We start from the raw sequence: 20,971 nt of genomic DNA on the forward strand, positions 1-20,971 counted from the left end.
TCCGGCGACACTACGCCCGCGCGCGGCGCCCTCACAAGATCCTTACGGAATCCCTACGGTCGCATTCCGCACCCTGACGGAATCCTTACGGGCACCGCGTAGCCTTGTTCTCCATGGGGGAGCAGGTCGTTCTGGGTGTCATCGCGATCGCGATCGGAATGGCCGTCGGCATCGTGCTGTTCGTGCCGTTCGTCGCGATCAGCTACCGCCGCCGCGGGAGGCTCAGCTTCGGACGGACGATGCTGTGGCTCGCCGCCCTGATCTACTTCTGGGCGATCTGGACGTACACGCTGCTGCCTCTGCCCGACCCCGACGCGATCCGCTGCGTCGGCGCGATCATCGACCCGATGTCGGTCGTGCACGATCTGCAGCGCGCGTTCGCGTCTCCCCAGCCGTTGCGTCACCCGGCGTTCCTGCAGCTCGCCTTCAACGTGCTGCTGTTCCTCCCGCTCGGGACGTTCGTGCGGGTGCTGGCCGGCCGCGGGGTCGTGGTCGCCCTGCTCGCCGGTCTCGGGCTCTCGCTGCTGGTCGAGACCACGCAGCTGACCGGCGTGTGGGGACTGTACCCGTGCGCGTACCGGTTCTTCGACGTCGGCGACCTGATGACCAACACGATCGGCGCGGTCGTGGGCTGCACGCTCGCACTCGTCGTGCCGCGCGCCCTGCGCGGCTCGCGCGCCGCCGCGGATGCGGATCAGCCGCGCGCGGTCACGCGCGGACGCCGGGCCCTGGCGATGCTGTGCGACGGTCTGGCGTACTTCTTCGTGAGCGCTGTCGTCGCCGTGACCGTGCAGCTCTGGCTCGCGTACGTCGTGGACGACCGGGCGGCGGTGCTCGACGGCGCTGCGTCGGAGCTGGTGAGCACGGTGGCCGCCTCGGGCCTGTGGCTCGTTCTGATCCTCGTCACCGGTCGCTCGGTCGGCGATGTCGCGGTGCAGCTGCGCTACACCGGCTCGCGCCTGCCGATGATGCTCGCGCGCCTGCTGCGGTGGGCGGGCGGCATCGGCGGCATCGGCGCGCTCGCCCTGCTCGGCTTCCCGTTCGACCTGATCTCTTCGGTGCTCTACCCGGTCGCGGTCGTGCTGCTGTTCACCACGCGTCGCGGCCGCGGGCTCCCCGGGCTCCTCTCCGGGCAGGACGTGGAGGACGCGCGGGAGCGGCAGGCGTCGGCGCCCGCCGCGTCGGCCTGACCGGTCGCCCTCCCCGCCGCCCGGTCGATCGCCCGCGGATCCGTGATCGACGACCCTCGTTCCCGGGACGCGGGACGGCGCAGAGTGACGGTGCGTCCGTCCGGGCGCCTTGAGCGAACAGGAGCCACCCATGACCGACACCGCCACCCGCCCCCGCGGACACCGACCACCCACCCGCCGCGGCGGCCGACTGTGGCTGCTCTGGGGTGTGGCCGCCGGCCTGCTCGGGGTCACCGCCACCGTGGTGTTCGACGTGCGACCGTGGTCGGAGGCCGACTACGCCCGCGGCGGCATCCTCTCCGCGGCGGCCGAAGACATGCCGGCGCTCGACCCCGTGGGCAACAAGATCGGCTTTCTGCTCGGCTTCGCAGCCGTGGCGTGCCTCCTGGTGCTGCACGGAGCCTGGCGCGTGCGAGTGGAACGGGGATCCACCTCGGTCGCGGCGCGCGTGTTCTCCGCGGGACTCGTGACCTCGGCCGCCGGGCTCACGTTCGGCTACGCGTGGAAGGGGACGCTCGGGCTGTATGGCCACGGCGGCCCGGAGTTCGGCAGCTTCGGCGACGAGGGTCTGCTGGTGTTCTACGCGCTCACCGACTTCGGCGCGTTCATCCCGTGGTTCGGTGTGCTCGTGTCACTGGCCGCGCTCGCCGCCATGGCCTGGTTCGAGCGATCGGCCTCGCGGGTCCTCGGGACGCTGTTGGGTGCCCTGGTGCTGCTGATCGCGGCGGGGTACATCCTCACCGGCGTCCCGGGGCTCGCCGGGCCGGTCGGTGGCCTCGGGCTCGCGTTCGCCTCGCTGTGGATGCTGCTGGGGCGCCGCGGGGTCTCGTCCGGGGACACCGCGACGGACCGGGCGGCTGCCACCGGCACCCCGCTGCCCGGCAGGTCGTGACGGCGGGCCTCAGCCGGGGCTGACCGCGGCGGCGTGCACGCTCACCCGGGTGCCGCCGCCCGGCGGTCGGTCCCAGCCCACGCGGAACCCCGCCTCGTCCGCCCACTCCCGCATCGACGCGAGCCCCACGCCGGCCCCTCGACGATCGGGGAGCCCGCGGCCGTCGTCCTGCACGCACAGCAGCCGCTCGCCGGGGCCGCCGAGCGTGACCACCACCTCGCGCGCGCCGGCGTGCCGCACGGCGTTGAGCAGTGCCTCCGCGGCGATGCGCAGCAGGATGCCCGCACGGGCGGGGTCGAGATCGGGGTCGGCACCCGGAACGAGACGCACGGCCGCCCCCGCCGCGCCCAGTGCGGACACCAGGCGCCGCAGCTCGCCGTCGAGGTCGTGCACCGGGGTCGTGCCGCCGCGGGCGAGCCGGGCGAGGGTCGCCGTCTGCGCCTCCAGCAGCTCGGCGACGCGGGCGGCCGTCTCCTCCGCCGCCGCCCGGTCACCCCGTGCGAGCAGGTTGGTGGCCGCGGCGAGCGAGAACCCCGCTCCGGACAGCGCGGGCCCGAGCCCGTCGTGCAGCTCCCGGCGCAGCGCCCGTCGTTCCGCGTGCTGCGCCTCCGCCGCCGTCCGCCGTGCCTCGGCGAGGGCGGTCGATGCCTCCGCGAGCCGCACGACCACGCCGATCACCGGGCCCAGATCCGCGATCGCCTCGGTGGTCCTGCGCCCGACGGGCACCCCGTCGACCTCCCCGGTCACCTCCAGCACGACACCGGGGTCGCCGTCCACCGCGAAGGCCGTGGTCGTGCCGCGGGGATCCCCCACCACGACGTCCGTGGTGCCGAGGTGCTCGCCGTCACCGCCCGCGTCGTCCGCCGCGACCCGGAGGCGCACCGAACCGAGGCGCAGCGTGGCCCGCAGCGCCGTCGCCAGGGCGCGCAGGCCGTCCGCGCCGGTGGCGATCTCGCCCACCTCCGCCCCCAGCGTGTCCACGAGCCGCTCGGGCGCCCCGGCGTCGCCGTACACGAGGCGGTCGACCCGCCGGCGGATGAGGCGCCGCATCGGCAGCAGCCCGATCGCGACCAGCGCCGCGGTGGCGAACACGGCCAGTGGCGTCGGAGGGCCGACCGTCTCCATCGCTGTCACGATCAGCAGGTAGCCCGTCGCGGCGAGCACCGCCAGGATGCTGGTCGTGAGCACCGTGCTCACTGTCACGTCGACGCCGCGCAGCCGATGCTGCAGACCCATCACGAGCACCGCCGATGGATAGAAGATCTGCCCGACGATGGGCGCGATGGTGCCGAACACCCACAGCGGGGCTGCGAGCTGGAGCGAGGCGGGCAGCACCGTGACCACGTAGGAGGCAGTCAGGAACACATGCCCGACCAGCAGCCAGATCAGGGCGTACCGCTGCGACCGCGGTGACCGGAGTGCCCGCTTCAGCACGATCACGGCGACCGCGGTCGAGGCGCACAGCGTCACGGCGGCCGCGGCCCCGTAGGCGCCGGGCAGCATCGCCTGGTACCACGGCCAGTCCGGGGCGAGCGGGTTGTCGAGCGGTCCGGCGCCCTGCTGGGTGAGGGACGCGACGGTGGCCACGCCGGCCGCCGTCACCACGAGACACAGCAGCCCACGGTCGAGGGCGGCGCGCCGGCCGGGGAGCAGCAGCAGCGGCACGACCGCGGTCAGGAAGGTGCCGGGGACGAACGCCCAGCCGCCCGCGTAGGCGAGCAGTGCGCCCCCGGGCAGCCCGCCGCTCTCCACCGCCAAGAGGCCGTACTGCACGCCGAACGCGGCGAGCCCCGAGCCCACGGCGTGCACCGCGAGCAGCACGGCGACCGGCTGCGGACGACGCACCAGGAGCACCGCGGCCAGGGGCGCGTACACCGCCGCGACCGTGAGGCCGATGTCGTCGAACCGGGCCTGCGCGGCCGGCGGGGCCGGAGAGAGGAAGGTGCCGGCGACGGGGGCCGCCGGGAGCTCGAACCGCCACGCCAGCAGGATCGACGCGGCCGCCAGACCCCAGGCGCTCGCGAGCACCGCGACCCCCGCGAGGCGCCGAGCACCGCCGCCTGTCATGCGGGCACCGCCGTCACCGTGACCGCGCGGCGCCCGGTCGGCTCCTCCCCGGGCACGCGCTCGGCGACCCTGGCGTGCAGCGCCCGCACGATCGGGTCGACCCGCACCGCGGCCCCTACCACCCGCAGCACCGCGCGGTCGGCGGGGCCCACCGTGACCTCGATCCGCTCGACCCCGCCCTCCCGGCGGGCACGCAGCATCGCCTCAGCGACCAGGTGGTACAGGTGCTCGGGGTGTTCGGGCGCCCGCCGCACCTCGGCGTGCAGCGCCGGCTCCGGAAAGCGCGCGGCGAGTTCGCTCAGCGCGCCGGTCAGGTCGCCGGCGTCGAGCGCCCCGGGCAGCAGGGTGCGGGCGAGGTCGCGCACCTCGGTGGTCGCCGCCTGCAGTGCGGCCGAGGCATCACGCAGCACGAGGTCGGGTCGCGGAGAGTCCGGGAGCGCGCGCAGGGCCCGGCGCACCCGGGCGAGCACGGGCTCGAGTCCTGCCTCGATCTCGGCCCGCGCGAACCGCCGCTCGCTGGCCGCGATCCGCCGCGCGCCGTCTCTGGCCACGCGCAGACCCTCGTCGGCGTCGGCCAGCAGCACCGCCACGCTCAGCACCCCGCCGATGCGGCGCAGCGCGGCGAGGCTGCGCGGCTCCACGCGCCGACCGGAGGTGCCGCTCACCTCCACCGTCCCGCACGCGCCGCCGGCCGCGAGCAGGGCGACCACCTCCCGCGTTGCGGGATCGAGCGTGCCGGCCTGTCCGTGGGAGTGCTCGGGGCCGGAGGAGGCGATCGCGACCCCGCCGAGGCGGAGCGACCGGCGCAGCGCTTCGGCCAGCACCTCCAGCGACGCGCGGCCGCTGCCGCCGCCCGCCTCCGTGCTCACGGTGCGCAGCAGTGCACGCGGCTCGGCGGAGCGGCCGTACAGCAGCTGGTCAACGGCGCGCTGCACGCCGCGGCGCACGGGCTCCGCGCCGACCGCGATCAGCACGACGGCGACCATGCCCGCGCTCGTGGGCGGCAGTGGCGCGAGCTGCGCGATCGTCGCGGCGACCGCACCGTAGGCGGCCAGCAGGGCGGACACCAGGAGCACTCCGACCGCGAACCGGGCCCGCGCCGGCTCCACGGCGTCGGGGGCGCGGGCGATCGCGGTGAGCACGAACGAGGCCGCAGCGAACAGCACGCACGCGGGCAGCACGGCCGCGGCGAACGCGGTGCCGAGCAGGGAGCCGCCGCCGTCCGTCGCGACCGTGAAGCCGCCCACGCCGCACAGCAGCAGGGCGAAGTGGGCGATCGCGAGCCATACGGCCGCCTCCCGGTCGGGGGAGGAGCGTCGCCGGGCGACCCACAGGATCGTCGCACCCGACCACAGCGCCAGCGCCAGCCAGACGATCCACAGGGCGGCCGTGAACGGAAGCGGCGTCCCGCGGTCCAGCTCCACGGCGCTCGACACCGCGAGGGCCGTGGACAGTGCGGCGCCCGCCGCGAGCAGCGTACGGGCGTGGAGCAGCACCGCCGCCCCCAGCGCCCCGGCGACCGTGAGACCACCGGGCATCCACGCCACGCCCAGCAGGTCGAGCCACAGCCCGCCGTCGACCCCGGCCGCGCGCAGTCCCGCCGCAAGCGTGGCCGCCCCACCGCCCACCCCCGTCGTGGCGAGGGTGAGCGGGAGCAGGGGGCCGCCGCGACCGCCGTGACCGCCGCGGACGGGCAGGAGTGCGGCCGCACCGCCGAACGCCAGGGCGGCGCTGAGCGTGCCGACGGCCTCGATGCCGCCGGACGAGTGCAGGCACAGCAGCGCACCGATCAGCGCGGGACCCCACGACGCCAGCAGGAGCGCAGCCGTCGTCGCCACTCCGAGCACGCGCGAGGGTCCGTGCGCTCGCGCCGTGGGGGCGGCGGCTCCGCTCATCGGCGCTCCTCTCCGAGCCTCAGTGTGCCGGAGGGGGCGCGGCCTGACCAGGGTCGCGGGGCGTCCCGGGGCGGATCTCCCGGGCGGTCGGGACACGGTGCCCTCGGAGCCGGGACGCAGGGACCCCTAGCGTCGGTGGCGGTGGAGGACACCGTGCCGACGCGGGTCGGCAGGAGGAGGGGACCATGCGCGGTCGATCGGGTCGACGAGCGCACGAGGGGACCGGGTCGCGGTCGCCGCAGCGGGATCATGGGGACCGGTGCGGGCGAGGCGACCGCCGGCGGGCTGCGGGCTCGCACGGCGGACTCGGCGGGAGCGGGGGCTGCTCCCGCCGGGTGTCCCTCCCCGCACGTCGCCCCCCGGAGCAGCGTGGGCCCGCGGTGGTGCGCCGCGGGGCGGGAGCGCTAGCGTGAGCGGCATGCCAGAGGAGTCCAGCGCGGTGGACGCGGCGGACAGTGCCGTGCGCATCTTCGTGGTGGACGACCACCCGGTCTTCGCCTTCGGCATGTCGAGCTTCCTGGAGTCGATCGAGGGGTTCCGGGTCGTGGGCAGGGCCGGCACCGAGGACGAGGCGGTCGACGGTGTGCTGGCCGCGCAGCCCGACGTGGTGCTCATGGACGTGGATCTCGGGGCGGGATCCGGCATCGAGGCGACGCGGCGCATCGTGCGGGTGGCCCCGGGCATCGGCGTGCTCATCGTGACGATGCTCGGCGATGACGACTCGGTGTTCGCCGCCCTCCGCGCCGGAGCCAGGGGCTACCTGCTCAAGAGCGCGCTGCCGGACGAGATCGAGCGGGGGCTGCGCGCCGTGGCGTCGGGTGACGTGCTGCTCACGGCCGAGGTGGGGCGCCGCGCGATCGACCTGCTGTCGGGCGCGCGCACGACCGGGCCCGTGGTGTTCCCCGAGCTGACGCACCGCGAGCGCGAGGTGCTCGACCTCATCGCCCGCGGCCTCGACAACCAGGCGGTGGCCCGGCGGCTCGTGCTGTCGTCGAAGACCGTGCGCAACTACCTGTCCGGCATCCTCGCGAAGCTCGCGGTGCCCGATCGCAGCGCGCTGATCGTGCGTGCGAGGGAGGCCGGGCTCGGTCGGGACGCGCCGGACGCTCCCGCGTGACCGTGATAATCCACAGCGCTTTCCGATCACGGATCGATAACGTCGATCCCATGAGCGTGATCCCGGTCGACGAAGCCATGATCAGCGAGGCCAAGGAGCTGCGCGATCAGCTGCAGCGCTTCCTGCGCGAGTACGAGTTCGGCATGCGGGAGGTGGAGACGAAGATCTCGATCCTGCGCGACGAGTTCACGCACGACCACGCCTACAACCCGATCGAGCACGTGAAGAGCCGCCTGAAGTCGCCGGACAGCATCGTGGAGAAGCTCGCGCGCAAGGGGATCGACGAGCCCGACTTCGAGCGCATCCGCGCCGAGATCACCGACATCGCCGGGGTGCGGGTCACGTGCAGTTTCGTCGCCGACGTGTACCGGCTGTTCGACCTGCTCACCGCGCAGGACGACGTGACCGTGCGCACCGTGAAGGACTACATCGCGCAGCCGAAGGCGAACGGCTACAAGAGCCTGCACGCGATCATCGAGGTGCCCGTGTTCCTGTCGACCGGCGCGCTCTCGGTGCCGGTGGAGGTGCAGTTCCGCACGATCGCGATGGACTTCTGGGCGAGCCTGGAGCACAAGATCTACTACAAGTTCTCCAACCAGGTGCCCTCGCACCTCGTGCAGAGCCTGACCGATGCGGCGGATGCGGCCGCCGAGCTCGACAGCCGCATGGAGCGCCTGCACCGCGAGGCGCACGGCGTCCCGCGCCGGCAGCTCGCCCCGCCGCCCCCGCCGGCTCCGCGCATCGTGGGCGTGTGACCCGGGCACCCGTCGCGCCGTGCCGCGGATCGTGGGAGCATGACGGCGATGACCTCCGCCGCCTCGCCCGCCCGCACGTCGCCCGCGACGGACGACCGTCCGCACACCGACCCGGCGCTCCTGCCCGACCTCGACGAGGGTCCGCGCTGCGAGTGTCCGCACACCGGGTCCGACACCCCTCACACCGCCGTCGACACCGGTCGCGACGCCCCGGTGTCGTGCGGCAGGGCGGCCGCGTGGCGGGTGACGACCGAGTGCGTCTGCGGTGGCGGGCACCCGCGCCGCGTGGAGCTGCTGTGCACGCGGTGCCTCAATAACCGCAGCAGCCAGCTCGGCCGCGAGCGCGTGACAGTGCGCGGGATCTGATCCGCGGCCACTGATCCGCGTCGCCGCTCCGGAGCCACCCAGCTCGGGTGTCGCCCCGCTACGCGCCCAGGAACTCGCGCGCGGCGGCCGACATGGCCGTGACGCCGACCTCGATCGTGGGGTGGATCTCGGGGGCGAAGAACGGCGAGTGGTTGGTGGGGATGTCCTGCTCCAGGCGGCCGGCGGCGAGGGCCTCGGCGAACCGTGCGGGATCCACGCCACCCCAGAACCAGAACACGAGCGGCACGCCCGCGTCCCGCGCGAACCAGGAGACGTCCTCGCTGCCGGTGAACATCCCGGGGTCGATCACGGCGGTCTCGCCGAGCGCACGCTGGAGTGCCGTCGTGACGCGCTCGGTCGCCTCCTCGTCGTTGATCGTGGCGGGCAGGGTGTGGTCGGTGCGGATCTCGGGCTCCCGCTCGGCGCCGGATGCGGTGGCCTCGGCGCGCACGATGCGCTCCACGCTCGCGAGCACCTTCTCGCGCACCTGGTCGTTCGGGTAGCGGAGGCTGAGCTCGAGCTTCGCCTCGGCCGGGATGATGTTGTTCTTGAGGCCGGCGTGGATCGATCCGACCGTGACCACGGCCACCCCCTGCGGGTCGATCTCGCGCGAGACGATGGTCTGCAGGCGCATCACCGTGGCGGCCGCCATCACGACGGGGTCGATCGTGGCGTGCGGCCGGGAGCCGTGGCCGCCGCGGCCGTGGAGGGTGACGGTGAGGCCGTCCGACGCGGCCATCTGCGTGCCGCTGCGCACCCCGATCACGCCCGCGGGGAGCGGGGTCACGTGCTGGCCGAGCACCACGTCGGGCTTCGGGTACCGGGCGAGCAGGCCGTCGTCGAGCATGGCCCTGGCGCCGGCACCGTATTCCTCCGCGGGCTGGATGAGCACCACGAGCGTGCCCGACCAGTCCTCGCGCTCCGCCACCAGCTTCTCGACCGCGCCGATCATCGCGGTCACGTGCATGTCGTGGCCGCACGCGTGCATGACGGGCACGGTGGTGCCGGACGGGTCGACGCCCTTGGCGGTGCTCGCGTACGCGCGGCCGGTCTGCTCCTCCACGGGCAGGGCGTCCATGTCGGCGCGCACCCACACCACGGGGCCGTCGCCGTTGCGCAGCACGCCGACGACGCCGGTCACGCCGACGCCTTCCTCCACGTCGAGCCCGAGATCACGCAGGTGCTGGGCGGCGATGCCCGCGGTGCGCGTCTCCTGGAACGAGAGCTCGGGGTGCTGATGGAGGTCGATGTAGAGCGCTTCGAGATCGATGGCCATGGGCCGAGCCTAGCCCGCGGTCAGGGCCGGGCGTAGGACTCGAGTTCCGGCCCGGGGTGGAGCACGCCGTTCACGATCGCGCGGATCGCGAAGGCGCTCGCGTCGGCCAGGTCGACCGCGTCCGGGTGCAGCAGCCACTGCAGCTGCAGGCCGTCCATCACGGCGAGGATCGCGGCCGACGCCGCCGCGATCGTGTCGGGCTCGGTCACACCCTCCTGCGCGCAGAGCTCGCCGAAGGCGGCGGCGACCTCGCGGCGGAGGGTGGTGTAGCGGTCCTCGAAGTAGGGGCGGGAGGGGTGGTCGTCGGTCACCGATTCCGCCGAGAGCACGGTGTACGCCTGCACGATGCCTGGGCGCTTCTCGTTCGTGAGGGCCGTGCGCACGAGGTGCAGGAACAGCTCGGGACCGTCGGGGATGTGCTTCTGGGCGAGCCCGGCGACGTCGTCCTGGTCGCGGTAGGCCAGCACCTCGAGCAGCAGCTTCTGCTTCGAGCCGAAGTGGTGCAGCACCCCGGCGTGCGTGATGCCGACCTGCTCGGCGACGTCGGCGAGGGTGCCGTTGGTCGAGCCCTTGTTGCCGAAGATCTCGATGGCCGCCTTGAGGATCTGCTCGCGCTTCTCCCGCGTCGCCGGGCGCACCCGCACGGCGTGATCGCTCTCCGACATGCGTCGTCCTCTCCTCAACCGGCCCCGCTTGCCAACCAACTTACTCCTCGGTAACCTCACCTCAGCTTACTTTCTCGACAGTAAGCAAACCGCCGCCGCACAACGACCGTGCCCAAGGAGAAGCAATGAAGCTCAGAACGTCTCTGATCGCCGCTACCGCGATCACCGCACTCGGGGTCTCGGCCCTCGCCGGATGCTCGTCCGGAGGGTCGGACGACGCCGCAGCCGGCGGCGCCGCCCTCACCATCGCCAAGCCGGACGGCGCCATCACCACCGAGTCGAACAACCCGTTCGTCGGCGACTCCGCCGCGTCGAAGTACGGCTACGCCAAGGTCGTGTTCGAGACCCTGGCCCTGGTGAACCAGACGGGAGACCGCGGAACCACGCCGTGGCTCGCCGAGAGCCTCGAGTGGAACGACGACTACACGCAGCTCACGGTCGTCCCCCGCGAGGGCGTCACCTGGAGCGACGGCGAGCCGTTCACCGCCGACGACATCGTCTTCTCCTTCGAGACCGCCTCGATCCCCGCGCTCGACACCGCCGGCCTCAAGTACGAGGGAGCCGAGGTCGACGGCGACACGGTCGTGCTGAGCTTCGGCGACTCCAAGTACGTCAACCAGGCGCGCGTGCTGCACGTGCCGATCGTGCCGAAGCACATCTGGGAGAAGTTCGACGACCCCGCCACCGACCCCGTCAAGGGCGACGACCTCGTCGGCACCGGCCCCTACGCGATGGCGAACTGGTCGACCGAGTCGGTCACGCTCGACGCCCGCGACGACTACTGGGGCGGCGACCTCGCCGTGCCCGAGCTGCACTACGTCTCCTACGGCGACAACACCGCCCTCACCACGGCTCTCGCCAATGGCGACGCCGACTGGGCCCAGGCGTTCATCCCGCAGATCGAGGAGCAGTTCCTCTCGGCCGACCCCGAGCACAACCAGTTCCTCGCCTCCCCGACCACCGGCTCCGCCACGCTGTTCATGAACCTGCAGCAGAAGCCGTTCGACGACCCGGCCTTCCGGCAGGCGCTCGCCTGGGTGATCGACCGCGACGCCTACGTCGACATCGCCCGCGAAGGCGCCAGTGAGCCCGTCTGGTCGGTCACCGGCCTGTCGTCGATCCTCGAGGACGAGATCCAGCCCGAGTTCCAGGGCGTGGACTACAAGGTCGACGCCGACAAGGCGCGCGACCTGCTCGAGACCGCCGGGTACACCTGGAAGGACGACGCCCTGATCGACCCGGACGGCACGCCCGTGTCGTTCACTCTCTCCGTCCCGTCCGGCTGGAGCGACTGGAACACCGCGCAGGAGCTCATCGCCGAAGACGTGAAGGACGGCATCGGCGCCGAGGTCAAGATCGACATGCCCGACTGGGGCGGCTGGGCCGACCCCCGCGACAACGGCACCTTCTCCGCGATCATCCACTGGCTGGAGGACAGCGGCACCGCCTACGGCCTGTACACCTCGACCATGGACCCGCGGTGGATCTCCCCCGAGGGTAAGGCCGGCTTCAACTTCGGCCGCTTCGACGACCCCGCGGCGACGACGGCGCTGAACACGTACGCGAACGCGTCGTCCGACGAGGAGCGCACCGCCGCGATCGACACGCTGCAGACGATCTTCTCGGAGCAGGTGCCGGCCATCCCGCTGGGCGCCCACCCGCTGCTGGGCGAGTTCAACACGCGCAACTACGTCGGCTGGCCGTCGGAGACCGACACGTACGCGTCGGCCGACCCCACGCAGCCGAACATCGTGCAGATCCTCACGAAGCTGAAGCCCGCCGAGTAGACCCGTCGTCTCGCTCCGACCGCTCAGGGACCGGTTCGCCCTCGGCGACCGGTTCCTGAGCGAGAAGCGGAGCGACGAGACGACGGACGCCTCCCATGAAGGACACCCCATGCCAGACCCCCTGCTCACCGTGCGCGACTTCTCGGTCGTGTACGACGTCGATCCGCCCGTCGCGGCGGTGAAGGACGTGACCCTCGAACTCCAGCGCGGCGAGATCCTCGGGCTCGCCGGGGAGAGCGGCTGCGGCAAGACCACGCTCGCCTACGGCGTGCAGCGGCTGCTGCGTGCTCCCGCCGTCATCACCGGAGGCAGTGTGACCTTCCACGATGCCTCCGGAGCGGACATCGACATCAACGCGCTCGACGTCGACGCGATGCAGCGATTCCGCTGGGACAAGGTGTCGATGGTGTTCCAGGGCGCGATGAACGCCCTCAACCCGGTCGCCACGGTCGGCTCGCAACTGGAGGACGTGTTCGAGATCCACCGTCCCGACATGAACCGCCGCCAGCGCAGGACCGAGGCGGAGGAGCTGCTCGAGATCGTGAAGGTCGGCCGCCAGCGCCACCGGTCTTTCCCGCACGAGCTGTCGGGCGGCATGCGCCAGCGCGTGATGATCGCGATGGCGCTCGCCCTGCGCCCGCAGCTGATGGTGATGGACGAGCCCACCACGGCGCTCGACGTGCTGGTGCAGCGCGAGATCCTGAAGCAGATCTCGCAGCTGCGGCGCGAGTTCGGGTTCTCGGTCGTCTTCATCACCCACGACCTGCCGCTGCTGCTCGAGATCAGCGACCGCATCGCGATCATGCGCGAGGGCGAGATCGTCGAGCTCGACACGGCCGAGCGCATCTGGAACGCGCCGCAGCACGAGTACACGCGGCGGCTGCTGTCGTCGTTCCCCCGGCTGACCGGCGAGAGAGGGGTGCTGGTGCGATGACCACGCTCGAGTTCCGACACGTCACCAAGAGCTACACCGTGCGCGGCGCCGGCCAGATCAAGGCCCTCGACGACGTGAGCTTCACCCTCGAGTCCGGCCGCACGATCGGACTCGTCGGGCAGTCCGGCAGCGGCAAGTCCACGATCGCGAAGATCCTCACCCAGCTCGAGACCCCCACCAGTGGGGAGGTGCTGCTCGACGGCACCCCGATCCCACGGCGCGGCAGGGGGCTGCGGAGCTACCGCCAGCAGCTGCGCATGGTGTTCCAGGATCCGTTCGCCTCGCTCAACCCCTCCCACTCCATCCGCTACCACCTGGAGCGGCCCATCCGCCTCGACGACGTCGTGCCGAAGAAGGACACCGATGCCGAGGTGCGGCGCCTGCTCGCCCGCGTGCGGCTCGACGCCGACGCCGTGATCGACCGCCGCCCGCACGAACTGTCGGGCGGCCAGCGGCAGCGTGTGGCCATCGCCCGCGCCCTCGCCTCCCGCCCGTCGCTGCTCGTGGCGGACGAGCCCGTGTCGATGCTCGACGTGTCGATCCGTCTCGGCGTGCTGAGCCTGCTCGCCGAGCTGCAGCGTGACGAGGGACTCGGCGTGCTCTACATCACGCACGACCTGGCCACCGCCCGCCACTTCAGCGACGAGATCATGGTGCTCAACCAGGGCCGCGTGGTCGAGTACGGCACCGCCGACGACGTCATCCTGAACCCGCAGGACCCCTACACCCGCGAGCTGCGCGCCGCCTCTCCCGACCCGGAGAAGCACTTCGCCGCCACCACGAACGGAGGTGCGCGGTGAGTACCGCCTTCCCCCAGCTGGACGACAACGACCTCGTCGCGAGCGACGCCCTCGAGGTCGGCACCACCGCGACGGCGGTCGACCGTGGCCGGCGTCGCGTGCCGTGGCGCTTCTTCGCCGGGCGCGCGGGCTTCTACCTCTTCACCCTGTGGGCGGCGATCACGATCAACTTCTTCCTGCCCCGGCTCATGAAGGGCGACGCGGTGAGCTCGTATCTCGCGCGCAACCCCAACGTGAGCCCGGAGGCCGCCGACGCCCTGCGCATCCTGCTCGGCATCGACTCCGACAAATCGGTGTGGCAGCAGTACGTCGAGTACTGGGGCATGCTGCTGCGCGGCGACCTGGGCATCTCCACGCTGCACGGTCTGCGTCCGGTCGCCGAGGTGCTCGCCTCCGCCCTCCCGTGGACGCTCGGGCTGGTCGGCATCGCGACGATCATCTCGTTCGCGATCGGCACGGTCGCCGGGGCCATCGTGGGATGGAAGCGGGGCAGCAAGCTCGACGCGATCATCCCGGTGACCACCTTCTTCAACACGATCCCGTATTTCTGGCTCGGGCTCATCGCGATCGCCGTCTTCTCGTCGACGCTCAAGTGGTTCCCGTCGTCGCACGCCTACGACAAGGGGCAGTCGCCGGAGTGGAGCCTGGACTTCATCGGGCAGGTGATCATGCACGGCACCCTGCCCGCGCTCACCATCGTGGTGGCCTCGCTGGGTGGCTGGGTGCTCGGCATGCGCAACATGATGCTGACCGTGCTCGACGACGACTACATCACGGTCGCGCAGGCGAAGGGCATGCCGAACCGGCGCGTGCTGTGGGCCTACGCCGCCCGCAACGCCGTGCTCCCGCAGATCCAGAGCTTCGCGCTGTCGATCGGCTTCATCGTGGGCGGCACCATCGTCATGGAGATGGTGTTCAGCTATCCCGGTGTCGGCAAGCTGCTGCTCGACGCCACCAACGCCAAGGACTTCGCGCTCATGCAGGGCGTGTTCCTGGTGATCACGCTGTCGGTGCTCGTGGCCAACATCCTCGCCGACGTGGTCTACGCCTACCTCGACCCGCGCACCCGCCAGACGGAGGCCTGACATGACCGTTCCCACCACCGCCGCAGGCACCGCCCCCGACGGCTCGCCTGTCGCCTCGGGCATGCCGGAGACCGCGACCCTGCGCACCGCGCCGTCGGGCGACCCGCACCGCGCGACGTTCCGGTCGCAGCTCGGCCAGGCGTTCGCGATGTTCCGCAACCCGAAGTCCCTGGCCGGGCTCATCATCCTCGGGATCTTCGTGCTCGTCGCGATCCTGGCACCGTGGATCGCCCCGTACGGACCCACCCAGAAGGACCGCACCGCGCTCCGCCAGCCGCCGTCGTGGGAGCACTGGCTCGGGACGACGCACATGGGGGAGGACGTGCTGAGCCAGATCATCTACGGCACGCGCGGGGTCATCGTCGTCGGCTTCCTCGCCGCGTTCATCGCCACCATCATCGCCATCACGGTCGGCGTGATCGCCGGGTACGTGCGCGGCTGGAAGAGCGAGTCGCTGTCGGCGCTGACCAACGTGTTCCTCGTGATCCCCGGCATCCCGCTGATCATCATCATCGCGTCGCAGTTCGACAACCCGCCGCTGATCGTGATCGCCGCCGTGCTCGGGCTCACCGGGTGGGCGTGGGGTGCGCGCGTGCTGCGGGCGCAGACCATGTCGCTGCGCAACCGCGACTTCATCCAGGCCGCCCGCGCCAACGGCGAGCCGCTGCGCCGCATCATCACGGTCGAGATGCTGCCGAACCTGATGGCGCTCATCGCGTCGAGCTTCGTCGGCACCGTGACCGCCGCGATCCTCGGCCTCACGACGCTCGCGTTCATCGGGGTGATCCCGGTGAGCAACCTCAACTGGGGCACGATCCTGTTCTGGGCGCAGCAGAACGGCGCCTTCCCCCGGTTGTGGTGGTGGTACGTGCCCGCGGGGCTCTGCATCGCGATCATCGGCGTGGCCCTGTCGCTGATCAACTTCGGGATCGACGAGTATGTGAACCCGCGGCTGCGTTCCGCCGGAGAGCGCGCACGGGCCATGAAGAAGAAGGGGCTCGACGTGAACGCGCCGGTCACGGCCGTGCGCTCCGTCCCCCTGCCGACGACCGACACCACCGATACGACGACACAGAACACGAAGTGATGACCTCTCTGCTCCCGACGACCACCCTTCCGTACCAGAACCCCTCCCTGCCGATCCCCGAGCGCGTCGCCGACCTCCTCTCCCGCATGAGCGTGGAGGAGAAGGTCGGGCAGATGCTGCAGCTCGACGCCCGCGACGATCTCGACGACCACGTGCTGCGGCGTCACGTCGGCTCGATCCTGCACACGTCTCCTGAGCGCATCGTGCGGGCGAACGAGCTCACGGCGCAGACCCGCCTGCGCATCCCCCTGCTCGTGGGCGAGGACTGCATCCACGGCCACTCGTTCTGGCCGGGTGCGACGATCTACCCCACCCAGCTGGGCATGGCAGCGACGTGGGACGCCGAGCTGCTGGAGCGCGTCGCGCGGGCCACAGCGGAGGAGGTCGCGGTCACCGGCATCCACTGGACCTTCTCTCCCGTGCTGTGCATCGCGCGCGACCTGCGGTGGGGCCGGATCAACGAGACGTTCGGCGAGGACCCGTTCCTGATCGGCGAGCTCGCGAGCGCCATGGTGCGCGGCTACCAGGGCGACGGGCTCGACGACCCGACCGCGATCCTCGCGACCGCCAAGCACTTCGCGGGGTACTCCGAGACGCAGGGCGGACGGGACGCGAGCGAGGCCGACATCTCGCGCCGCAAGCTGCGCTCCTGGTTCCTGCCGCCGTTCGAGCGCGTGGCCCGCGAGGGCTGCCGCACGTTCATGCTCGGCTACCAGACCACCGACGGCGTGCCGATCACCCTGAACGACTGGCTGCTCAGCGACGTGCTGCGCGACGAGTGGGGCTACACCGGCACCCTCATCACCGACTGGGACAACGTCGGGCGCATGGTGTGGGAGCAGCGCATCCAGCCCGACCTGACCCAGGCGGCCGCGGCCGCGGTGCGCGCGGGCAACGACATGGTCATGACCACGCCCGGGTTCTTCGAGGGCGCGCTCGACGCGGTGGCGCAGGGGCTGCTGCCCGACGACGCGTTCGACGACGCGGTCGCCCGCATCCTCACGCTCAAGTTCGAGCTCGGGCTGTTCGAGGATCCGCGACTGCCGCGCGCAGACCTGTCGTCCGTGGTGGGCAGCGCCGCGCACGCCGAGCTGAACCTGGAGACGGCGCGACGCTCCCTCGTGCTGCTGGAGAACGACGGCGTGCTGCCGCTCGACCCCGCCGCCGCGCTGCGCATCGCCGTGACGGGACCCCTGGCCGACGACGCACAGACGCAGCTGGGCGACTGGGCGGGAGGTTCGGGTCAGGCGGGGTGGCTCGACGGGCAGCCGCGCGACATGATCACGACCGTGCTCGACGGGCTGCGCGCGGTGGACGGCTGGCGGGTGACGCACACGCGCGGCGCCGACATCCTCACCCTCGAGGACGACCCGCGGGGCACGCACTTCCCCGACAAGCAGCCGCGGCCGCCGGTGGTGCGGCCGTGTGCGCCCGACGCGGCGCTGATCGCGGAGGCCGTGGCCGACGCCGAGGCCGCCGACGTCGTGGTCGCGGTGGTCGGCGACCGGATCGAGCTCGTGGGTGAGGGCCGCTCGACGGCCACGCTCGAGCTCATCGGCGGCCAGAACGCGCTGCTGGACGCGCTGATCGACACCGGCACGCCGGTCGTGATCGTGCTGCTCGCGTCGAAGCCGCTCGTGCTCCCGGCGTCGGCGCAGCGCGCGGCGGCCGTGATCTGGGCGGCCAACCCCGGGATGCAGGGTGGTCGCGCGCTCGCCGAGGTCATGGCGGGCCTGGTCGAGCCGTCCGGCCGACTGCCGATCTCGTTCGCGCGCCACGTGGGACAGCAGCCGACCTACTACAACCAGATCCGCGGACAGCACGGCGACCGGTACGCCGACCTCACGCAGTCGCCCGCCTGGGCGTTCGGCGAGGGGCGCTCGTACACCACGGTCGAGTACTCCGACCTGGAGCTGGAGGCGGAGGCTCTCACGGCGGACGACACGGTCGTGGGCCACGTGACGGTGACGAACACGGGAGCCCGGCCCGCGCGCGAGACCGTGCAGGTGTACGTGCGCGACGAGGTCACGAGCGTGAGCTGGACCGATCGGGAGCTCAAGGCGTATCGCCAGGTCGACGTGTCGCCGGGGGAGTCCGTGCGGGTGCGGGTGGAGGTGCCGGCGGCCGAGTGCACGATCGTCGATGCGGCGGGGGTGCGCCGGGTGGAGCCCGGCGCGTTCACGCTGCTGGTCGGCCCGAGCTCGCGCGAGGAGGTGCTGCTGGCGGCGGGGTTCCGCATCGGCTGAGGCGGTGGGGCGGAGGGTGGACGGACGAGTTCGCTCGATTTGAGCTCAAGCGCGCTTGAGGTCTTACGGTGGAAGGGTGACCCGGAAGTTCCCCGCATGACCATCGACCCCCGCCCCCACCCCGCCGCCCCCGTCCCGTCCGCCGTCGGCGAGGGACTCAAGGCCGCGTTCCGCGCGCACCCCGCCGGTGTCGCGATCATCACGGCTCAGGGCCCCGACGGACCGGTGGGCCTCACCGCCTCCAGCGTGTCGTCCGTGGCGGTCGATCCCGCCGCGATCATGTTCTCCGTCACGCGGGCGACCGGGAGCGCCGGGGCGATCCTGTCCGCGCCGAGCTTCGTGGTGCACCTGATCGACGACGAGCACTCCGACCTCGCGCAGAGCTTCGCCGTGAGCGGTGCCGAGCGGTTCACGTCGCAGCAGGGCTGGACGACGCTGCCGACCGGCGAGCCGCACCTCCCGGAGGCGAGGGTCGCGCTGCGCTGCCGCCCGCTGCACACCGTGCCCGTCGGCTCCTCGACGGTCGTGATCGCGGAGGTCCTGGAGGTGCTGCCGGGGCGACCCGCCCGCCCGCTGGTGTACGTGGACCGCCGGTTCCACGCCCTGCCGCACGTCCCCGCCGTCTGACCCCGACCGCCCGGCGGCGGTCCGGCCTGCCGTCAGGCGAGCGAGAGGAACAGCTTCTCGAGCTCGGGCAGGGAGACGCCGTCCTCCTCTTCCGGGCCGTCGAGGCAGTCCCTCATCGCGGTGGCGATGATCTGGAAGCCCGCCTTGTCGAGCGCGGAGGTGACGGCGGAGAGCTGCGTGACGACCGCTCGGCAGTCGCTGCCGGCCTCGACGGCCGCGATCACGGCGCCGAGCTGACCCTGTGCGCGCTTGAGGCGGTTGGCGATCTTGCGTTGCGTCTCGGCATCGGTGGTGGACATGGCGGCTCCCTGATCGTCGGCTGAGAACTCCATCATACCCCCGGGGGTATAGTGATGGATACCCACCGGGGTATCGAGAGGAGTCACCCATGTGCCGAGCCGTCCGTTGCCGAACCTGCGGAAAGACCACCTGGGCGGGATGTGGTCAGCACGTCGACGCCGTCCGCCAGACCGTGCCGAGGTCGGACTGGTGCGGCGGACACGCCGACGAGCAGCCCACCGGCGGCTTCCTGTCGCGGTTGTTCGGCCGATGAGCGCCGCGCCCCTCACGGTCGTGATCGTCGGCGGGGTCGCGGGCGGGATGTCCGCCGCCACCCGACTGCGCCGACTGGACGAGTCCGCGCACATCGTCGTCTTCGAGCGCGGGCCGGAGGTGTCATACGCCAACTGCGGCCTCCCGTACTACGTGGGCGGGGTGATCCAGGACCGCGAGGCGCTGCTGCTGCAGACCCCCGAGTCGCTGCACCGCCGCTTCCGGCTCGACGTGCGCGTGCGCCACGAGGTCGTGCACATCGACACCGACCGCCGCGTCGTCGAGGTCGAAGGGCCCGACGGGCAGCGGATGCGCCAGCCGTACGACCGCCTCGTGCTCGCCACCGGCGCTCGCCCGCGCCGCGACGAGCCCGACGCGGGACCGCCCGTGCGCAGCCTGCGCACGGTCGACGATGCCGACGCGATCCACGCCGCGGCACGACCCGGCCTGCCCGCGGTCGTGGTCGGCGGCGGTTACACGGGGCTGGAGGCCGTCGAGAACCTCGTCGCCCGTGGCGCCGCAGTCACGCTCGTGCAGCGCGGGCCCCAGCTGCTCTCCCCGCTCGACCCCGAGATGGCCGCACCGCTCGCCGAGGAGCTGCGGGTGCGCGGGGTGGACGTACGGCTCGGCGTCGAGGTCACCGCGTCCGCGCCGGGTGCCGTGACCCTGAGCGACGGGACCGTCGTGGCCGCCGAGTTCGTGGTGGACGCGTCGGGAGTGGTGCCCGAGGTCGGGCTCGCGCGGGACGCGGGCATCCGGATCGGCGAGACCGGCGGGATCGCGGTGGACGACGCCTGCCGCACCAGCGCCCCCGACGTGTTCGCGGTGGGCGACGGTGTCGAGAAGAGCGACCTGGTGGGCGGCGGCCCCGCACTCATCACGATGGCGGGACTCGCGAATCGGCACGGCCGGATGGTGGCCGACCTCATCGCGGGCCGGGTCGAGGCTGCGTCACCGGCCGTCGGCACCGGCATCGTGGGCGTGTTCGGGCTCGCGCTCGCCACGACCGGCTGGAGCGAACGGCAGCTCCGCGCCGCCGGTCGTGAGTTCTACGTCGTGCACGTGCACCCGGGCTCGCACGCGGGCTACTACCCCGGTGCGGAGACGCTGTCGATGAAGCTGCTGGCCGACCCGGCGAGCGACCGCATCCTCGGCGCGCAGGTGGTGGGTCGCGACGGGGTCGACAAGCGCATCGACGTGATCGCCACCGCGATGCAGGCGGGCGTCACGGCCGCGGGTCTCGCCCGGCTCGAGCTCGCCTATGCGCCGCAGTTCGGCTCGGCGAAGGACCCGGTCAACATGCTCGGCTACGTGGCCGAGAACACGCGCACCGGCACCACCCCCACCGTGCAGTGGCACGGGCTCGACGACGCCGTGCGCGCCGGGGCCGTGCTCATCGATGTGCGCTCCCCCGCGGAGCACGCGGCCGGCGCGATCCCCGGCGCGCTCAACGTCCCGCTGGACGAGTTGCGCGACCGCCTCGACGAGCTGCCGGCGGGGCCGCTGGTCGTCCACTGCCAGGTGGGGCTCCGCGGTCACATCGCGACGCGGCTGCTGCGGCAGCACGGACGCGACGTGCGCAACCTCGACGGCGGCTACCGCACCTGGCGTGACGGCACGGTGCGGTAGC

18 protein-coding genes are annotated in these 20,971 nt (G+C 72.5%); 13 read left to right on the forward strand and 5 right to left on the reverse strand.

Annotation, left to right across the window (positions count from 1 at the left end):
* Positions 1-113: 113 nt before the first annotated feature.
* Positions 114-1,190 carry a VanZ family protein gene (locus ACFWCH_RS07430; RefSeq protein ID WP_247638213.1) on the forward strand — a complete coding sequence of 359 codons (1,077 nt, stop codon included), beginning with the start codon at positions 114-116 and terminating at the stop codon, positions 1,188-1,190.
* 130 nt (positions 1,191-1,320) lie between these two features.
* Positions 1,321-2,082 (forward strand): hypothetical protein, encoded by a 762-nt coding sequence (locus ACFWCH_RS07435; RefSeq protein ID WP_247638214.1) that lies wholly within the window; start codon positions 1,321-1,323, stop codon positions 2,080-2,082.
* Positions 2,083-2,091: 9 nt separating this feature from the next.
* On the opposite strand, the gene ACFWCH_RS07440 is transcribed toward ACFWCH_RS07435, so the two are convergent.
* Positions 2,092-4,149, reverse strand: a complete 2,058-nt coding sequence (locus ACFWCH_RS07440; RefSeq protein ID WP_247638215.1) for an ATP-binding protein — start codon at positions 4,147-4,149, stop codon at positions 2,092-2,094.
* On the reverse strand, positions 4,146-6,044 hold the full coding sequence (locus tag ACFWCH_RS07445) for a hypothetical protein (protein WP_247638216.1): 1,899 nt from the start codon (positions 6,042-6,044) through the stop codon (positions 4,146-4,148). The genes ACFWCH_RS07440 and ACFWCH_RS07445 overlap by 4 nt, the downstream gene beginning before the upstream one ends.
* Positions 6,045-6,462: 418 nt before the next feature.
* On the opposite strand from ACFWCH_RS07445, the gene ACFWCH_RS07450 reads away from it, so the two are divergent.
* From ACFWCH_RS07450 to ACFWCH_RS07460, 3 genes are read left to right on the forward strand one after another with little or no spacing between them, the layout of a single operon-like run.
* On the forward strand, positions 6,463-7,161 hold the full coding sequence (locus ACFWCH_RS07450; protein WP_247638217.1) for a response regulator transcription factor: 699 nt from the start codon (positions 6,463-6,465) through the stop codon (positions 7,159-7,161).
* A 50-nt stretch (positions 7,162-7,211) separates the two neighbouring features.
* On the forward strand, positions 7,212-7,916 hold the full coding sequence (locus ACFWCH_RS07455; protein ID WP_247638218.1) for a GTP pyrophosphokinase family protein: 705 nt from the start codon (positions 7,212-7,214) through the stop codon (positions 7,914-7,916).
* 39 nt (positions 7,917-7,955) lie between these two features.
* Positions 7,956-8,282, forward strand: a complete 327-nt coding sequence (locus ACFWCH_RS07460) for a hypothetical protein (protein ID WP_378803261.1) — start codon at positions 7,956-7,958, stop codon at positions 8,280-8,282.
* 58 nt (positions 8,283-8,340) lie between these two features.
* Here ACFWCH_RS07460 and ACFWCH_RS07465 read toward each other — a convergent pair whose 3' ends face one another.
* Together ACFWCH_RS07465 and ACFWCH_RS07470 are read right to left on the reverse strand one after the other, a co-directional pair.
* Positions 8,341-9,558: an amidohydrolase gene (locus ACFWCH_RS07465; RefSeq protein ID WP_136032758.1), complete on the reverse strand. Its 1,218-nt coding sequence runs from the start codon at positions 9,556-9,558 to the stop codon at positions 8,341-8,343.
* A 20-nt stretch (positions 9,559-9,578) separates the two neighbouring features.
* Positions 9,579-10,223, reverse strand: a complete 645-nt coding sequence (locus ACFWCH_RS07470) for a TetR/AcrR family transcriptional regulator (protein ID WP_136045515.1) — start codon at positions 10,221-10,223, stop codon at positions 9,579-9,581.
* Between the two features lie 125 nt (positions 10,224-10,348).
* On the opposite strand from ACFWCH_RS07470, the gene ACFWCH_RS07475 reads away from it, so the two are divergent.
* The 7 genes from ACFWCH_RS07475 (at position 10,349) to ACFWCH_RS07505 (ending at position 18,789) form a co-directional block, all read left to right on the forward strand.
* The gene (locus ACFWCH_RS07475) at positions 10,349-12,010 is read left to right on the forward strand and encodes an ABC transporter substrate-binding protein (RefSeq protein WP_378803262.1); all 1,662 of its coding nucleotides are present in this window, start codon (positions 10,349-10,351) and stop codon (positions 12,008-12,010) included.
* 109 nt (positions 12,011-12,119) lie between these two features.
* Positions 12,120-12,944, forward strand: a complete 825-nt coding sequence (locus ACFWCH_RS07480; protein WP_378803263.1) for an ABC transporter ATP-binding protein — start codon at positions 12,120-12,122, stop codon at positions 12,942-12,944.
* Positions 12,941-13,744: an ABC transporter ATP-binding protein gene (locus ACFWCH_RS07485; RefSeq protein WP_136036133.1), complete on the forward strand. Its 804-nt coding sequence runs from the start codon at positions 12,941-12,943 to the stop codon at positions 13,742-13,744. Before ACFWCH_RS07480 ends, ACFWCH_RS07485 begins: the two co-directional genes overlap by 4 nt.
* On the forward strand, positions 13,741-14,829 hold the full coding sequence (locus ACFWCH_RS07490; RefSeq protein ID WP_378803265.1) for an ABC transporter permease: 1,089 nt from the start codon (positions 13,741-13,743) through the stop codon (positions 14,827-14,829). The genes ACFWCH_RS07485 and ACFWCH_RS07490 overlap by 4 nt, the downstream gene beginning before the upstream one ends.
* A 1-nt stretch (position 14,830) precedes the next feature.
* Positions 14,831-15,916 carry an ABC transporter permease gene (locus ACFWCH_RS07495; protein WP_205814343.1) on the forward strand — a complete coding sequence of 362 codons (1,086 nt, stop codon included), beginning with the start codon at positions 14,831-14,833 and terminating at the stop codon, positions 15,914-15,916.
* On the forward strand, positions 15,916-18,162 hold the full coding sequence (locus ACFWCH_RS07500) for a glycoside hydrolase family 3 N-terminal domain-containing protein (RefSeq protein WP_378803266.1): 2,247 nt from the start codon (positions 15,916-15,918) through the stop codon (positions 18,160-18,162). Before ACFWCH_RS07495 ends, ACFWCH_RS07500 begins: the two co-directional genes overlap by 1 nt.
* Positions 18,163-18,258: 96 nt before the next feature.
* Positions 18,259-18,789, forward strand: coding sequence for a flavin reductase family protein (locus ACFWCH_RS07505; RefSeq protein ID WP_136032772.1), 531 nt, complete (start codon positions 18,259-18,261; stop codon positions 18,787-18,789).
* A gap of 32 nt (positions 18,790-18,821) precedes the next feature.
* Here ACFWCH_RS07505 and ACFWCH_RS07510 read toward each other — a convergent pair whose 3' ends face one another.
* The gene (locus ACFWCH_RS07510; protein WP_136036129.1) at positions 18,822-19,088 is read right to left on the reverse strand and encodes a metal-sensitive transcriptional regulator; all 267 of its coding nucleotides are present in this window, start codon (positions 19,086-19,088) and stop codon (positions 18,822-18,824) included.
* Between the two features lie 250 nt (positions 19,089-19,338).
* Here ACFWCH_RS07510 and ACFWCH_RS07515 point away from each other — a divergent pair, with 250 nt between their 5' ends.
* Entirely contained in the window at positions 19,339-20,970 is a 1,632-nt protein-coding gene (locus ACFWCH_RS07515) for an FAD-dependent oxidoreductase (protein ID WP_378803267.1), read from the forward strand.
* Position 20,971: the final 1 nt, after the last annotated feature.

The organism is Microbacterium sp. NPDC060132, assembly GCF_042729675.1.
Taxonomy (GTDB): domain Bacteria; phylum Actinomycetota; class Actinomycetes; order Actinomycetales; family Microbacteriaceae; genus Microbacterium; species Microbacterium sufflavum.

What these genes read in the sequence shown, in the direction of transcription:
- ACFWCH_RS07430 (WP_247638213.1), top strand. Translation starts at nt 114, where the DNA reads ATGGGGGAGCAGGTCGTTCTGGGTGTCATCGCGATCGCGATCGGAATG.
- ACFWCH_RS07435 (WP_247638214.1), top strand. Translation starts at nt 1,321, where the DNA reads ATGACCGACACCGCCACCCGCCCCCGCGGACACCGACCACCCACCCGC.
- ACFWCH_RS07440 (WP_247638215.1), bottom strand. Translation starts at nt 4,149, where the DNA reads ATGACAGGCGGCGGTGCTCGGCGCCTCGCGGGGGTCGCGGTGCTCGCG.
- ACFWCH_RS07445 (WP_247638216.1), bottom strand. Translation starts at nt 6,044, where the DNA reads ATGAGCGGAGCCGCCGCCCCCACGGCGCGAGCGCACGGACCCTCGCGC.
- ACFWCH_RS07450 (WP_247638217.1), top strand. Translation starts at nt 6,463, where the DNA reads ATGCCAGAGGAGTCCAGCGCGGTGGACGCGGCGGACAGTGCCGTGCGC.
- ACFWCH_RS07455 (WP_247638218.1), top strand. Translation starts at nt 7,212, where the DNA reads ATGAGCGTGATCCCGGTCGACGAAGCCATGATCAGCGAGGCCAAGGAG.
- ACFWCH_RS07460 (WP_378803261.1), top strand. Translation starts at nt 7,956, where the DNA reads ATGACGGCGATGACCTCCGCCGCCTCGCCCGCCCGCACGTCGCCCGCG.
- ACFWCH_RS07465 (WP_136032758.1), bottom strand. Translation starts at nt 9,558, where the DNA reads ATGGCCATCGATCTCGAAGCGCTCTACATCGACCTCCATCAGCACCCC.
- ACFWCH_RS07470 (WP_136045515.1), bottom strand. Translation starts at nt 10,223, where the DNA reads ATGTCGGAGAGCGATCACGCCGTGCGGGTGCGCCCGGCGACGCGGGAG.
- ACFWCH_RS07475 (WP_378803262.1), top strand. Translation starts at nt 10,349, where the DNA reads ATGAAGCTCAGAACGTCTCTGATCGCCGCTACCGCGATCACCGCACTC.
- ACFWCH_RS07480 (WP_378803263.1), top strand. Translation starts at nt 12,120, where the DNA reads ATGCCAGACCCCCTGCTCACCGTGCGCGACTTCTCGGTCGTGTACGAC.
- ACFWCH_RS07485 (WP_136036133.1), top strand. Translation starts at nt 12,941, where the DNA reads ATGACCACGCTCGAGTTCCGACACGTCACCAAGAGCTACACCGTGCGC.
- ACFWCH_RS07495 (WP_205814343.1), top strand. Translation starts at nt 14,831, where the DNA reads ATGACCGTTCCCACCACCGCCGCAGGCACCGCCCCCGACGGCTCGCCT.
- ACFWCH_RS07500 (WP_378803266.1), top strand. Translation starts at nt 15,916, where the DNA reads ATGACCTCTCTGCTCCCGACGACCACCCTTCCGTACCAGAACCCCTCC.
- ACFWCH_RS07505 (WP_136032772.1), top strand. Translation starts at nt 18,259, where the DNA reads ATGACCATCGACCCCCGCCCCCACCCCGCCGCCCCCGTCCCGTCCGCC.
- ACFWCH_RS07510 (WP_136036129.1), bottom strand. Translation starts at nt 19,088, where the DNA reads ATGTCCACCACCGATGCCGAGACGCAACGCAAGATCGCCAACCGCCTC.
- ACFWCH_RS07515 (WP_378803267.1), top strand. Translation starts at nt 19,339, where the DNA reads ATGAGCGCCGCGCCCCTCACGGTCGTGATCGTCGGCGGGGTCGCGGGC.